The following is a 14,217-nucleotide window of genomic DNA, read 5'->3' as shown; positions in this document are numbered from 1 at the left end:
TTAGTATCCGTCATTTTGTCTACATACATGGTTAAAAGCACAGCAAAAAGGGCGTCCTATAAGAACGCCCTTCACGCTGGGAACCTTGTCAGACAATAAACCCTATAGGTTTTGTACCTACCGACTGCCCTTAACAAGGATACTCCTTAGTATTAATTAACATCTTACATTCCTATTTCCCTTTACCGGGTAAATAATTTCTTAATAAATTCCGCTTCATCCTCAGTTGGAGGAATGAGCGGCAACCGAACCGACCCTACCTTAACCCCCCGTAATTCCAATGCATATTTTACTGCCACCGGATTAGGCAGAGGATGAGGACAGCCAAACAAGCCCTTGAAAATAGGGAACAACTGCTGATGCAACTTTGCTGCCTCCTGCGAGTGTCCTCCTACAAGTGAATCGATCATCTGCTTCATTTCAGCACCTACCACATGACTCGCTACGCTGATAATACCATAAGCACCTACAGCCATAGCAGGCAACCCAGAAGCATCATCCCCGGAATAAACCAGAAAACCTTCTGGCGCTGCCGCTGCAATCTGTGTGACCTGCGCAAGTGATGCACATTCTTTAGTTCCCACAATATTCGGAATTTGTGCAAGGCGCAGTGTTGTTTCAGCTGTTAGACTCGCTCCAGTACGACTTGGAACATTATACAGTATAGCTGGGAGGGATGTGGAGTTCGCAATACTTTCGAAATGCTGATACATCCCTTCCTGATTCGGTTTATTATAATATGGCACTACCAGTAGAACACCATCTGCTCCTGCCTGCTCCGCGGCACGGGTTAGATGAATGGAGTGACGCGTATTGTTGCTTCCAGTCCCGGCAATAATTTTACATCGTCCAGCTGCTTTTTCTACAACAAATGCAAACAACTTGATTTTTTCATCATCGCTCAGGGTAGGAGACTCCCCTGTTGTTCCAGATACAACAAGTGACTCTGAGTGCTGTTCTTCTATTAAGTAATCAATCAACGAGGACAATGCAGTCCAGTCAATCTCTCCTTGCTTATCAAAAGGTGTCACCATTGCGGTAATCAATCTGCCGAAGTTCACCATGCTGCCTCCTTTTTGCAAGTCCGAGCACGGACAATGCGCCTATTGATGGAGTTCAAATTTATTATGCAATGCGCGTACAGCCTGCACCATATCTTCTTTTTTAACAAGTACCCAGATCGTCGTGTTGGAATCTGCGGATTGAAGGATCTGTACGTCTGATTCTGCCAATGCCTCCACAATCGTCGCCATAATGCCTGGTACCCCGTTGATACCACCGCCTATGACAGAAACTTTAGCACACCCGGCCAGTATCTTAGGTTCTAGACCCAAACCGTTCAATACTTCAACCGCTTTGCTTCCATCATGATCGAACACAGTATAAACTGCCCCCGATGGCGTTACGTTAATAAAGTCAACGCTAATTCCATGTTCAGCCATAGATTTGAATACTTGTAATTGCAAGTGCTCCAAACCCGGCTTTAATTCAACATTAATCTGAGTGACATTGCCGACATACGCAATACCGGTCACGAAACGGTCTACAATGTCTGCCTGCACGTCTTTAAAGCCTTCCGGGTGGGTAACTAACGTACCTTCTCCTTCGGAGAAGGTAGAGCGAACACGGACCGGGATATTAGCCTGCATGGCGATTTCAACAGCACGAGGATGGATAACCTTTGCTCCCTGATGAGCCATATTACAAATTTCCGTATAGCTAACATGTGTAAGTGGCTTTGCGTTTTCCACAATGCGCGGATCGGCAGTCAATATACCATTTACATCCGTATAAATATCAACCATATCCGCATGTAGAGCAGCACCCAGAGCAGTAGCTGACGTATCGCTGCCTCCCCGACCCAAGGTAGTCATATCACCGTCTGCTGTTTGTCCCTGAAAACCTGTCACAATGACAACTCTGCCTTGGTTCAACTCTTCAACAACACGGTCTGGCTTTATATCCAAAATACGAGCATTGCCGTATTGATCATCCGTAATAAAGCCCGCCTGTGCCCCAGTTAGCACCGTAGCAGGAATACCTTCCTTCTCTATCAGGCTGCATAATGTAGCAGCAGAAATGATTTCACCACAGCACAGCAGTAAATCCCGTTCGCGCTTCGGAAGACTGTCGCCGTTAGACGCCGCCCAATCCAGTAGCGTGTCGGTGGCATAAGGCTCTCCTTTTCTCCCCATGGCCGACACAACAACAACCAATTGAAGATTTTGTTCCAGCTCCCGCTTCACATGTGCCAGCACAAGTTGACGTGCTTCAGGTGTGGACAGCGAGGTTCCCCCAAATTTCTGCACCAAAATACCCATTATTCTTCCCCCATATCGGAACGTTACTCCGCGTTTGCAGCAATAATTTCCGCGATTTGCACCGCGTTCCATGCTGCTCCTTTGAGCAGGTTGTCGGATACGACCCACAAATTCAATCCACGGCTATTGCCCAAATCACGGCGTACACGCCCCACAAATACGTCAGGTTTTCCTGCAGCATCAGATGCCAGTGGATAAAGCTGAGCAGCAGGATCGTCCACCAGCGTTACTCCCGGTGCCGAAGCCAGCAGATTGCGGATTTCTCCTAAATCATAATCTTTTTTAAGTTCTACATATACAGATTCCGAGTGACCGTATACAACAGGAATACGCACACACGTTGCTGTTACGTCCACAGATTCGTCACCCAGTATTTTTTTCGTTTCACGTACCATTTTCATTTCTTCCAGTGTATAACCATTGTCCTGGAATTTATCGATTTGCGGGATAGCATTAAAAGCAATCTGATGCTTTACTGGCAACGAGCCTACTGGCAACAGATCAGGCTGAACTTCATCACCGTTCAGAATCGCTGCGCTTTGACGATTCAATTCATCAATAGCTCGGCTTCCAGCGCCGGAAACGGCCTGGTATGTGGATACAATGATACGAGAAATGCCATACTGATCATATAATGGTTTCAAAGCAGCTACCATCTGAATGGTGGAGCAGTTCGGGTTCGCAATAATTCCTTGATGCTCGGCAATTTTGTCGCTGTTCACCTCAGGCACTACAAGAGGAGCTGTCGGATCCATTCGGAATGCGTTGGTGTTGTCAATGCAAACTGCCCCATGACGAACAGCATGCGGCGCCAATTCCTTACTTACGTCTCCACCTGCACTAAACAAAGCAATGTCGATTCCTTCAAAGCTGTCGGGGGTAGCAATCTCTACTGGAATTTGCTGACCTTTAAAGCTAATTAACGTGCCGGCAGAACGAGGCGAAGAAAGAAATTTGATTTTGTCCACAGGAAAATCCCGTTTTTCCAGCAGATTTACGATCTGTTCTCCTACAGCGCCTGTCGCTCCAACGACAGCTACATTAAACTTTCTATTGCTCATCTGGTGTATCTCCCCTTCTCGACTAAAAAACCATTTTTTATTCTGAAAGCATCCACCGCCAACAAGAAATTAGACCCGATACATATCGAATCATCTTCTAGGCGAGGGATGCTCAGCAGTTAACTATAATACTTCATGGGGTCTTGCGTTCCACAATCATCGGCTGAAGCTGTTTGCCCTGCAATGCTTCATAAGCAGCCTCCGGAATCAACTCCATGTTAGCTACAAGCGAGTTCGGCTTTTTAACTGGATTGTCCTGTCCGAACGGCACAAAAAAGATATTTTTGGCTACGAGTAATTTGGCGATATTGGCAGCATTTAGACCCAGTCCATCATTAGTAGATATAGCTAAAAGAAGTGGACGACCGTTGCGCAATTGCGCCTTGGCAGCCATCAAAACTGGACTGTCTGTCATTGCATTCGCTAACTTACTCATCGAATTCCCCGTCAAAGGTGCAATCACCAGCACATCGAGTATTTGGGAGGGACCCAGTGGCTCAGCCTCCACAATTGTAGAAATGATATCATTCCCTGTTATATCTTTCAACTGTTTTTGCCAACTTTGCGAAGTACCAAAGCGCGTATCCGTTGTTAGTACTGTATTGGATATAATAGGAACGACCTTCGCACCCTCATCAACAAAGCGCTGTATAACAGGCATTACCTCTTCAAATGTGCAATGTGAGCCTGTAATTGCATACCCTACTGTTTTCCCTTGCCAACTCATTGTGCATCCCCCCGATCAGGATTATCTTCCATTAACAACTGCACCAGCGTATTCGCTATAATGGCACCAGCAGTTTTGGGAGCAACAATACCGGGAAGACCAGGGGCAAGCATAGCCTTGATTCCACGCTTTTCCGCATAACGGAAATCGCATCCGCCCGGGGCGGAAGCAAGATCTATAATCACGGTGCTCAATGGCAATTTAGACAGGATTTGCGCTGTGATAATCATAGAGGGTATCGTATTAAAAATCAAGTCAACTCCCTTTGTCTCATGCGACAAATCCCTTGTCATAAAAGGCTTCCAACCCATTTCCACGGCTCTTGCTGCATCCTCTGCCCGCCGTACTCCAACCTTCACTCTGGCTCCCAACCCCTGTAGTGCCCTTGCCATGGTAAATCCAGTCCGTCCCATGCCTAGAACCATACAATCTGCACCGTGAATCGTAAAATCAGTATGCTGAATGGCCATCATCAGTGCGCCTTCGGCCGTAGGTATAGAGTTGTATATGGCCACATCATCTCTCTCCAGCAGCTCTACCAGCTTTAACTCATGTCTGGTACAAATTTCTTTTAAGTACGTCCGCGCCATCCCTGTATATACAACGCAATGCGGTGGAAGAGCAGCAGCATGTTCATTCAGAAACTGGAGCTTCTGTGCTCCGAAAAGTGCATTTACGTTGCCTTCCTCATCGCATCCCACCACCGGCAAAATCAGTGCGTCTGACGATTCCAGCAGCTTGACAGACATTGGTTCTAGTGTCACTCCTTTGAGTGGTACTTCAAGCTTGTCAAAACCGACCACACTGACGGTAGCATCCATGTCCACACATTTGCGGATTACCTCAAGCTGCCTCGCATCGCCACCCAAAACAACGACGCGTATTCCTGTTAGCATCCGGATCACTCCTTTCCGAGACACGATATGCTTTTAGTCTATGCGAGTGCCCGGAGAGGGGTGAAAAAACACAAAAAAAAGCCGCCCCTTGATGAGGCGACCTTTATATGCATACTTACTCTTAAGCAAGAAATTTGAAGATTTTACAAAATAGACATTCGTACATCGCAAACCAACCATAACCTCAGCGTCCTGTATGGCCAAAGCCTCCAGCACCACGCACTGTTTCAGATAATTGGTCTACTTGTTTCAGCTCTACCTCAGGTACAACCTGAAATACCATTTGTGCAATTCGCTCATTGCGCGTAATCGTGAACGATTCCTCGCCCAAATTAATAAGAAGTACCTTAATCTCCCCACGATAATCCGCATCAATCGTTCCCGGTGTATTGAGACAAGTAATACCATGCTTAAGAGCCAGTCCACTTCGCGGACGGATCTGTGCCTCCAATCCCGCTGGCATAGCTATTGCAAATCCAGTTGGAACGAGGCAACGTTTGCCGGGTTCCAGTACCAGATTTTCCTGTACTGCTGCATACAAGTCAAACCCTGATGCAAGCTCTGACATTTTGCGGGGCAGCTCAATATCTTCATTGCCCGCGAGTCTGTTAATTTCCACGTAAGTTAACAAAATAGTCCCTCCTCATATCCTTTACCGCTGAATCACTCGCTCCCACCATCGACAGGGCAAACGGCTCCGAGAACATCCGATCCAGCACTTTATTCACATCATTTGCGGTCACTTGCTCGATATGCTCGATCATTTGATCCAACGTATAATGCTGACCGAGCATTAATTCATTTTTTCCAAGCCGATTCATCCGGCTACCTGTACTTTCAAGGCTTAAAATCAAACTTCCTTTTAATTGTTCCTTACCTTTACGAAGCTCATTAGCGTCCAAACCGTTGACAGCCACATCTCGTAAAAGCTCCAGCGTCAAATCCAGCACGTCCTTTGTTTGCTTAGGAGCCGTACCTGCATAGATCGTGAACAACCCACTGTCCGCATGGGAGCTATGATAGGAATAAACCGAATAAGCCAGTCCACGCTTTTCCCGAATTTCTTGAAACAAACGTGAACTCATGCCGCCGCCGATCGCGTTATTCAGCAAAACCATAGCATACTGGAGCTCGTCACCCGCTGCAAATCCAGGCAGGGATAAACAAATATGATTTTGCTCCGTTGCTTTCTCATGATACAACAGCTCACCGTTAAACACAGGTACTGTCAGCGGCGAAACGGTTCCATGATTATCAAAATGTCCAAAATGTCGCTCCAACAATTCTACCAAGCGATCGTCAACATTACCAGCCACACTGATAACTGTATTGTCGATTGTATAATGCTCCTTCATATAATGACTGAGGTGTGAGCTATCCATAGCAAGCAGGTGATCTTCGGTTCCGAGAATCGGATAAGCCAGTGGATGTTCACCATAGGCCGCGCGAGATACAAGATCGTGCACCATATCATCCGGTGTATCCTCGTACATGGAGATTTCCTCCAAAATCACATTCTTCTCTTTTGCCAATTCTTCCTGATCTAGTTTGGAATTAAAAAACATATCAGACAGCACATCAACTGCGATCGGTAGATGCTCATCCAATACTTTGGCATAATAGCATGTATATTCCTTCGAAGTGAAAGCATTAACATTTCCTCCGATGGCATCGAATTGCTCAGCGATTTCCTTAGCGTTAAAACGCTCTGTTCCTTTGAAAAGCATGTGTTCGATAAAATGAGAAATACCGCTATTGTCCGGCGTTTCATTCCGGGAGCCAGTTTTAACCCAGATACCGAAAGAAACTGAACGTACGGTTGGAATTTTTTCAATGACCACTCTTAGGCCGTTTTTAAGTTGAATTCTTTCCACGATTGGCCCTCCTAAACTGAATTGCATACTTAGCCATAATGTTCAATCCTAACAGAAAAAAGACGTTCACTCAACCGGAGCAGGTAGTTGCCGATCAGGGGAAAGTGTCTGACTGACAGTTCCGAGCACAAGTCCCTTACTACGAATAGCATGAATCATGCCTTTGAGAGCAGCCGATGAGGAATCTGTTGGGTGCATCAATATCAGGGAGCCTGATTCAACCTTACTACTGATTTTGTTAATCACAGATTCCGGTGACGGATGTCTCCAATCTACAGTGTCCAATGTCCACAACACTGTTTTGAGCCCATGTTCTGCTGCTATATCCACCGTTTGCTGATTAAAATCACCCGATGGAGGGGCAAACCAGTTATTTTTGATACCCAAAGTTTCTTGAAGAAGCACTTGAGTCTTTTCAATTTCTTGTGTGGCTCTGGCCCGACTCAGACGGCTCATATTTGGATGAGAGTATGCATGGTTCGAAAGCTCATGCCCTCTTTTTTGAATCTCCTTGGCGAGATCAGGATTTTTTTTCAACCAACTTCCATCAAGAAAAAATGTAGCCTTGACCTGTTCCTGATCCAGCGTGTTCAGTATCGGCAGGATAAATTCATTCCCCCATGCTACATTGATCATGAAAGATACCATCGGCTTTTCGGGATTCCCCCTGTAAATTGGAACATTACCAAGCTGATTTAAATGTATTTTAGGTGCCAATTGCCGATAAACATATTGAATGGGTCGATCCGGAGATGCAATTGCTTTGCGATAGGTAGCATCCAAATCCACCTCCAGTCCGTTATAGCCTGGAATAGCCTTCCATACCCTGTCGATCTTGGCATCAACTGGTTCCCGCCGCTGACGTGCTGCTTCTGTTCTTAGTCGCTGCATAAGCGCATTGTCGGGCAAAGCTGCTATCGCCATCGTGGTTACAGTCTCTGGCTCTTTAACCCCTGTAACGTCTCCATTGCGTAATTGACTAGCGTAGTCACGAACCCCACTAAACTGCCCGATTACGAGTGTGATGGCTAAACTGGCTACCACCCACACTGCTCGTTTTGCCCTACTCATAATTCCTTCATCCCCCCGCCCGTTTGTCCACATTGTATGCGGCGAGGACAAGAACTATGACGTAGCAAGCTCTAGAAGCTCACTTGGGGTAGCTTGTGCATATGTATGAAAAAAGAGCCAGAAACGTAGCTCTGCCTCTTTCCAAAAGCTTAAACAATGCTATTCAAATCCCTTGTACTGTTAATACGAAAAAGCTACTCCTGCCTTTCTAGTCTGCTACATGCAGATACCTAGGATTTTGCAGGTGCTTCTGCGGTCAGAACAGCCTTACGAGAGAGATTGACACGACCTTGTTGATCAATTTCGGTTACTTTCACCGTAATTGTATCCCCAATAGCAATTACATCTTCAACTTTGGCTACACGCTCAGTAGACAGTTGAGAAATATGAACCAGACCATCCTTGCCCGGTAAAATTTCAACAAATGCACCGAATTTCTCAATCCGTTTTACTGTACCGATGTAAATCTCACCGACCACGACTTCCTTTACGATACCCTCAATAATGGAACGTGCTTTTTCATTCATCTCTTGATTTGTGGAAGCGATGAACACACGACCATCTTGTTCAATATCGATTTTCACGCCGGTTTCTTCGATGATTTTGTTGATGATTTTACCACCAGCCCCAATAACATCACGGATTTTGTCCGGGTTAATGTGCATCGTCATAATTTTTGGAGCATACGGAGACAACTGCTCACGCGGCTTCTGGATCGCTTCCATCATTTTGCTAAGAATGAACAAACGTCCTTCTTTAGCTTGCTTGAGCGCATCCTGTAAAATCTGGCGGTCAATACCGTTAATTTTAATATCCATTTGAATGGCAGTTACGCCTTCCGCGGTACCAGCAACTTTAAAGTCCATATCGCCCAGGTGGTCTTCCATACCTTGGATATCAGTCAATACGGAAACATGGTCTCCATCCTTGATCAATCCCATGGCTACACCTGCAACCGGAGCTTTAATCGGTACACCTGCATCCATCATAGCCAGTGTACTTGCACAAATACTGGCTTGTGAAGTCGAACCATTCGATTCCAGTACCTCGGAAACCAGACGGATGGTGTATGGAAATTCAGTTTCGGAAGGAATTACTTTGGAAAGCGCACGTTCACCAAGAGCACCATGTCCGATTTCACGACGACCTGGCGCACGCAAAGGACGAGCCTCACCTACGCTGAATGGCGGGAAATTGTAATGATGCATGAAGCGTTTTGTTTCTTCCAGATCAATACCGTCCAAAATTTGTACATCACCCAATGCACCAAGTGTACAAATGCTAAGTGCTTGCGTTTGACCGCGTGTAAATAAGCCCGAACCATGAGTACGCGGCAAAATGCTAGTATCGCTTTCAATCGGACGAATTTCGTCAAGCTTACGACCATCAGGACGCACTTTATCATGCGTGATCAGACGACGTACTTCTTCCTTAACGATATCATAGAGAACTTCGCTCACGTCGCTCAAAAGCTCAGGTGTCTCTATGTATTGTGCTTCAAAATGGGCAACTGTCTCTTCGTTGACTGCATCAATTGCCTCTTGACGGGCATGTTTTTCTGCAATTTTAACAGCTTGCATTAAACGTTCAGCTGCATAAGCACGTACTTCACTGTTCACTTTTTCATCAACAGCATGCAGTTTAACCTGCATTTTCTCTTTACCTGCTACTTGCACCAATTGTTCAATAACTGCCACAATGTTCTTAATCTCATCATGACCGAACATAATAGCTTCCAGCATAACTTCCTCTGGAATCTCATTGCCTTCGGCTTCTACCATCATGATGGCATCTTTCGTTCCGGCTACAACCAGGTACAGATCGCTTGCATTCTGCTGTGCAATATCCGGGTTAATCACAAATTGCCCGTCTATACGTCCTACAGCGACTCCACCGATTGGCCCATTAAAAGGCACATCCGAAATGCTAAGTGCTGCCGAGGTTCCGATCATTGCTGCAATTTCAGGTTCGCAATCCTGATCGACACTCATAACCAGATTCAACACCTGTACATCATTCCGGAAACCTTCCGGGAACAATGGGCGAATTGGACGGTCTGTCAAACGGCTGGACAAAATCGCCTTTTGACTCGGACGTCCTTCACGTTTAATAAATCCGCCAGGAATTTTCCCCACAGCATACAATCTTTCCTCATAGTTTACGGTCAGTGGAAAAAAGTCCAAATCTTTCGGTTCACGGGAAGCGGTCACGGTACAAAGCACAACTGTTTCTCCGTAGCTCACTTTAACTGCCGCATTGGCTTGTTTCGCAAGACGTCCTGTTTCCAACACCAGCTTTCTTCCGCCGAGCTGCATTTCTACGCGTTGCTCCATGGTATCCCTCCATTTCATTTCATTGTAAAAGTTCTATACATATCCAGTATTTCCTGCGCAGGTCTTATTCATAAGAAGCTAGCAGACAAATCAGGATATGTAATTCAAAAAAAGATTCCTCATTTCAAAAAAGAACCCGGCTGCTGTCCGCCGTCGCCTTAGCAGGGACAAGCGGTGAACAACCAGGCTTCTTTTCTCATTACATGTCTGAAAATTAACGACGCAGTCCGAGACGCTCGATCAACGCACTGTAACGTTTAACATCAGTCTTCTTCAGGTAAGCCAAAAGTTTACGACGCTGACCGACCATTTTCAACAACCCGCGGCGGGAGTGATGGTCTTTCTTGTGCGAACGAAAGTGACTTTGCAAGTTGACGATGTTTTCAGTAAGGATAGCGATTTGTACCTCTGGTGATCCTGTATCGGATTCATGAGTTTTGTACTCCTCGATCAATTGCTGTTTACGCTCTTGAGTCAATGCCATCCTGTTCACCTCCTTCATTATAATCGCCATTAGCCTCGTAGCCGCCGGTGAAAGCGGACAACCAAGCTAAGGTTCATCGTTGTTTACACAACATAAGTCAGTATAACACAGCGCCTGTCTTATGTAAATAAATTAGCTTAACAGCTTTTTAGCCGTTTGTGCGTCATTGCCAATTTGGTTGATCAGCTCATCCACCGAAGAAAATTTGCGTTCAGGGCGGATGTAGTGGTGAAGCTCCACAAGCACAGACTCTCCATAAATTTGCTGATTAAAATCAAATAAATGTACCTCAAACGACGGATTCAGCACACCTTCATGAAAAGTAGGCTTAACCCCTACATTCATTACACCGTTTATCCAATGATCGCCTATGAGTGCCCGTACAGCGTATACACCCTTGGTCGGAATCACGTAAGTATCATCCAGTTTGAGATTAGCGGTCGGAAAACCGATCGTACGTCCGCGCTTCTCCCCATCCATTACAGTACCCTGGATACGATAAGGACGTCCCAACCAGCGAGAGGCATGTGCTAGATCCCCAGTCTGTAAAGCACGGCGAATGCCAGAGCTGCTCACCTTGTCCCCATCCAGTTCGAACGGTGATACGGTGTGCACCGACATCAGCTCTCCTCCCAGCTTCCGAAGTGTATCCTCATCCCCCGCTCCCCGGTGGCCAAACCGAAAATCAAAGCCTACTACCGCTGTTCGAATGTGCAACGGAAGCAGCACGTCGCTCATAAACGCCTCAGGGCTGACCTTGGAAAATTCTTCGTTAAAACTCAAAATATAAAGTACGTCCACACCCATATCAGCCAGAATAGTCTGCTTGTCCGCAAGCGGTGTTAAATAACCTTCATAATCGCCTTTTTTCATGACTTCCTTCGGGTGAGGATGAAATGTCATGACAGATACCGGCACCTGCTGTTCACGAGCCAGCGCAACGGCCTTACGTATCACGCTTGCGTGTCCCAGATGAAGACCATCAAACTGACCGATCGCCGTGACCTGTGGACGTCCCCATTGCTGCAAAAGCTCATCACTCAATGGATAAGATAACGATACGGTAATCATTATTAATTCACCTGCATTTCACATCATTTGACTAACTTCGTCAAAATTATAGCACAATTCAAGGTAAAAAAACTTTAATGGGAGCGATCGCGTCTGATTCATCCCGACCATATATACCTAAAAACGTTTTATCCTCTTTATACAAACGGAAGGGCTGATTGTCCGTCACAGGTGGTGAAATCATATTCAGCGACAGGCGTTGGCCTTGCAGAGCCGCAGTTACCTTGGCTTCAGCCACTATATGCTCAGGCATATAGTCAATCGCCTGATCTGTTGTAATAAGTCGCTCTCCAAGACTGCCATCCGCAACGAAACGCTCTATTTCTTCGAAAGTCAGACAACGTTCCGCAGGAATTCCCGCAGACATGGTTCGCTCCAGCTTGACCATCGTGGAAGGATATCCTAATTCACGGCCAATATCAACACATAGTGTACGGATATAAGTACCTTTGGAGCATAAGGCACGAAAAGAAATATCCACATACGCCCCCGTCTCCGCGAATCCCGTCATTTCCAACTCGTAAATACTCACTTCACGACTTTTGCGCTCCACGGTTTTGCCTTCTCGAGCCAGTTCATATAGACGTTTGCCGTCCACTTTTAGCGCGGAGTACATTGGAGGTACTTGGGAAATCGTACCAACAAAACGCTTCAGAACCGCTTTGACTTCCACTTCCGTCACCTCTACGGGACGTTCACTCTCTTCCGTGATTTTCCCAGTCAGGTCTTCGGTATCCGTGGCAATTCCTAATCGCAGTGTAGCCCGATATTCCTTGGGCCGCTCCTGCATGTATTCCACCACACGGGTAGCACGTCCCAGACACAAGGGCAAAACACCGGTTACCTGCGGATCAAGCGTTCCAGTGTGTCCGATTCTCTTCATACCTAATAAACGGCGAGCCTTGGCCACCACATCATGAGAGGTAAATCCAGCAGGTTTATAGACAGGTAGAATGCCTTCCCAAGTTGCCTGTTCCTTTTTTATTGGGTTCATAGCTCAGATTTCACCCGCCCTACAACTGTCTCAATGATATCTCCCAGCTTACCCTCTAGCCGGCAGCCAGCTGCACGTACATGTCCACCGCCCCCAAATGATTGAGCCAGCGCAGCTACATCAACATTCCCTGCCGATCTCAAGCTGGCCTTGACCGCTTGATCATTAATAACCTTAAAGAAAATGCCTACTTCAACTCCACGAATATTTCTTGGATAATTCACGATGCCTTCCAAGTCCTCATTTACAGCACCACAATCCGTCATGTCGTCAGGGGTTACTACGACCCAAGCGACTTTCCCATCCTCCGACATCGTGAGCGTTTGCAATGCTTTTGTTAACACCTTCATTTGTGGAAAGGTCATTTCCTCGAGCAATTTCTCGGATAAAGATGGACCATCTACACCGTAAGCAAGTAGCTGTGACACAGTAGACATCACTTTCGGTGAAGTGTTGGAGTAACGGAAACCTCCTGTATCCGTTAGCAACCCTGTATATAAAGCCGTAGCTATTTCGACATCCCAGGTTACTGCAAACTCTTTCAGTAGGTCAAAAAGAATTTCTGCTGTTGCCGCAGCATCCGGCTTAATCACATTAACTGTACCGTAAGCATCATTGGTTGGATGATGATCAATATTCAGGATAATGGCATCTTCCGAAAAAAATTGCTCTGTCAAACCAACACGACGGTAATCCGCACAATCTACACAAATGATCCGGTTGTATTTCCGTTCTGGCGGTTGCTGGCTCATATCCATAATCTCATCGGCATGCCATAAAAAATCCATACGTTTGGGAATAGGCCCCTCATTCAGCATGGTAAATTTCTTCCCCAGACATGAGAGAAGCCAGCCCACCGTTACGGTGGAGCTGACTGCGTCTCCGTCCGGCTGTACATGCGATACGATCAGGTAATCATCATGCTCCAGAATAAATTCCTTCGCTTGTTGAAGCGCCTGTTCATAGGTATGCATTGCCTTCTCCTTTACATTCAGTTCATGGTTCCTTCAGACAAACTAAAAGTTTTATTTTTCATCCTTGTCGATATCACTCAGCAGTTTTTCAATTCGACTGCCGTAAGCAATAGATTCGTCAATTTTGAAAATCAACTCAGGGATATGGCGCAGCCGTATCCGTTTGCCGAGTTCAGAACGAAGATAACCGTTCGCTTTGTCCAATGCCTTCAGGGAAGAATTTTTCTGTTCTTCATCCCCGAGCACGCTCAAGTATATTTTCGCTTGGGACAAATCATTTGTAAGATCGACACCCGTTACGGTGATAAAACCGATGCGGGGGTCTTTTAATTCAGTTTGTATGAGTTGGCTTAGCTCCTTCTTGATCTGCTCGCCAACCCGACCTGTACGTATTTTAGCCATGGATGCTCA

General features: G+C 46.1%; 14 protein-coding genes. All 14 read right to left on the bottom strand.

Annotation, left to right across the window (positions count from 1 at the left end; genetic code table 11):
- Nucleotides 1-182: 182 nt before the first annotated feature.
- The 14 genes from dapA to rbfA all read right to left on the bottom strand — a co-directional run bounded on the left by dapA (nt 183) and on the right by rbfA (nt 14,208).
- Nucleotides 183-1,064, bottom strand: a complete 882-nt coding sequence (gene dapA / locus AOU00_RS22930) for a 4-hydroxy-tetrahydrodipicolinate synthase (protein WP_061829430.1) — start codon at nt 1,062-1,064, stop codon at nt 183-185.
- A gap of 39 nt (nt 1,065-1,103) precedes the next feature.
- Nucleotides 1,104-2,321: an aspartate kinase gene (dapG, locus tag AOU00_RS22925; RefSeq protein WP_061829431.1), complete on the bottom strand. Its 1,218-nt coding sequence runs from the start codon at nt 2,319-2,321 to the stop codon at nt 1,104-1,106.
- A gap of 23 nt (nt 2,322-2,344) precedes the next feature.
- A complete protein-coding gene (locus AOU00_RS22920; RefSeq protein WP_061829432.1) occupies nt 2,345-3,382 on the bottom strand; it encodes an aspartate-semialdehyde dehydrogenase in 1,038 nt (345 codons plus the stop codon).
- A 133-nt stretch (nt 3,383-3,515) separates the two neighbouring features.
- A complete protein-coding gene (locus AOU00_RS22915; RefSeq protein WP_029517031.1) occupies nt 3,516-4,109 on the bottom strand; it encodes a dipicolinate synthase subunit B in 594 nt (197 codons plus the stop codon).
- A complete protein-coding gene (gene dpsA / locus AOU00_RS22910) occupies nt 4,106-5,005 on the bottom strand; it encodes a dipicolinate synthase subunit DpsA (RefSeq protein ID WP_061829433.1) in 900 nt (299 codons plus the stop codon). Before dpsA ends, AOU00_RS22915 begins: the two co-directional genes overlap by 4 nt.
- A 184-nt stretch (nt 5,006-5,189) precedes the next feature.
- Complete coding sequence (gene dut, locus AOU00_RS22905; protein WP_013309936.1) at nt 5,190-5,636, bottom strand: dUTP diphosphatase; 447 nt, start codon at nt 5,634-5,636, stop codon at nt 5,190-5,192.
- A complete protein-coding gene (locus AOU00_RS22900) occupies nt 5,614-6,879 on the bottom strand; it encodes a M16 family metallopeptidase (RefSeq protein WP_061829434.1) in 1,266 nt (421 codons plus the stop codon). The genes dut and AOU00_RS22900 overlap by 23 nt, the downstream gene beginning before the upstream one ends.
- A gap of 66 nt (nt 6,880-6,945) precedes the next feature.
- Nucleotides 6,946-7,950 carry a polysaccharide deacetylase family protein gene (locus AOU00_RS22895; RefSeq protein ID WP_172828311.1) on the bottom strand — a complete coding sequence of 335 codons (1,005 nt, stop codon included), beginning with the start codon at nt 7,948-7,950 and terminating at the stop codon, nt 6,946-6,948.
- A gap of 230 nt (nt 7,951-8,180) precedes the next feature.
- Nucleotides 8,181-10,283 (bottom strand): polyribonucleotide nucleotidyltransferase, encoded by a 2,103-nt coding sequence (gene pnp / locus AOU00_RS22890; RefSeq protein ID WP_061829435.1) that lies wholly within the window; start codon nt 10,281-10,283, stop codon nt 8,181-8,183.
- A 214-nt stretch (nt 10,284-10,497) separates the two neighbouring features.
- Complete coding sequence (gene rpsO, locus AOU00_RS22885; RefSeq protein ID WP_007430074.1) at nt 10,498-10,767, bottom strand: 30S ribosomal protein S15; 270 nt, start codon at nt 10,765-10,767, stop codon at nt 10,498-10,500.
- Nucleotides 10,768-10,899: 132 nt separating this feature from the next.
- On the bottom strand, nt 10,900-11,838 hold the full coding sequence (locus AOU00_RS22880) for a bifunctional riboflavin kinase/FAD synthetase (RefSeq protein ID WP_061829436.1): 939 nt from the start codon (nt 11,836-11,838) through the stop codon (nt 10,900-10,902).
- 58 nt (nt 11,839-11,896) lie between these two features.
- Nucleotides 11,897-12,832, bottom strand: coding sequence for a tRNA pseudouridine(55) synthase TruB (gene truB, locus AOU00_RS22875; RefSeq protein ID WP_061829437.1), 936 nt, complete (start codon nt 12,830-12,832; stop codon nt 11,897-11,899).
- Nucleotides 12,829-13,806 carry a DHH family phosphoesterase gene (locus AOU00_RS22870; protein ID WP_061829438.1) on the bottom strand — a complete coding sequence of 326 codons (978 nt, stop codon included), beginning with the start codon at nt 13,804-13,806 and terminating at the stop codon, nt 12,829-12,831. Before AOU00_RS22870 ends, truB begins: the two co-directional genes overlap by 4 nt.
- A 51-nt stretch (nt 13,807-13,857) precedes the next feature.
- The gene (gene rbfA, locus AOU00_RS22865; protein ID WP_010346342.1) at nt 13,858-14,208 is read right to left on the bottom strand and encodes a 30S ribosome-binding factor RbfA; all 351 of its coding nucleotides are present in this window, start codon (nt 14,206-14,208) and stop codon (nt 13,858-13,860) included.
- Nucleotides 14,209-14,217: the final 9 nt, after the last annotated feature.

The organism is Paenibacillus polymyxa, assembly GCF_001719045.1.
GTDB classification, from domain to species: Bacteria; Bacillota; Bacilli; order Paenibacillales; family Paenibacillaceae; genus Paenibacillus; species Paenibacillus polymyxa_B.
Note: the sequence above shows the minus strand (reverse complement) of the source record. Positions and strands in the feature narration are given on the sequence as shown.

Bases quoted from the DNA above. Each gene is read 5' to 3' on its own strand.
- dapA (WP_061829430.1), bottom strand. From the start codon at position 1,064: ATGGTGAACTTCGGCAGATTGATTACCGCAATGGTGACACCTTTTGAT.
- dapG (WP_061829431.1), bottom strand. From the start codon at position 2,321: ATGGGTATTTTGGTGCAGAAATTTGGGGGAACCTCGCTGTCCACACCT.
- AOU00_RS22920 (WP_061829432.1), bottom strand. From the start codon at position 3,382: ATGAGCAATAGAAAGTTTAATGTAGCTGTCGTTGGAGCGACAGGCGCT.
- AOU00_RS22915 (WP_029517031.1), bottom strand. From the start codon at position 4,109: ATGAGTTGGCAAGGGAAAACAGTAGGGTATGCAATTACAGGCTCACAT.
- dpsA (WP_061829433.1), bottom strand. From the start codon at position 5,005: ATGCTAACAGGAATACGCGTCGTTGTTTTGGGTGGCGATGCGAGGCAG.
- AOU00_RS22895 (WP_172828311.1), bottom strand. From the start codon at position 7,950: ATGAGTAGGGCAAAACGAGCAGTGTGGGTGGTAGCCAGTTTAGCCATC.
- pnp (WP_061829435.1), bottom strand. From the start codon at position 10,283: ATGGAGCAACGCGTAGAAATGCAGCTCGGCGGAAGAAAGCTGGTGTTG.
- rpsO (WP_007430074.1), bottom strand. From the start codon at position 10,767: ATGGCATTGACTCAAGAGCGTAAACAGCAATTGATCGAGGAGTACAAA.
- AOU00_RS22880 (WP_061829436.1), bottom strand. From the start codon at position 11,838: ATGATTACCGTATCGTTATCTTATCCATTGAGTGATGAGCTTTTGCAG.
- truB (WP_061829437.1), bottom strand. From the start codon at position 12,832: ATGAACCCAATAAAAAAGGAACAGGCAACTTGGGAAGGCATTCTACCT.
- AOU00_RS22870 (WP_061829438.1), bottom strand. From the start codon at position 13,806: ATGCATACCTATGAACAGGCGCTTCAACAAGCGAAGGAATTTATTCTG.
- rbfA (WP_010346342.1), bottom strand. From the start codon at position 14,208: ATGGCTAAAATACGTACAGGTCGGGTTGGCGAGCAGATCAAGAAGGAG.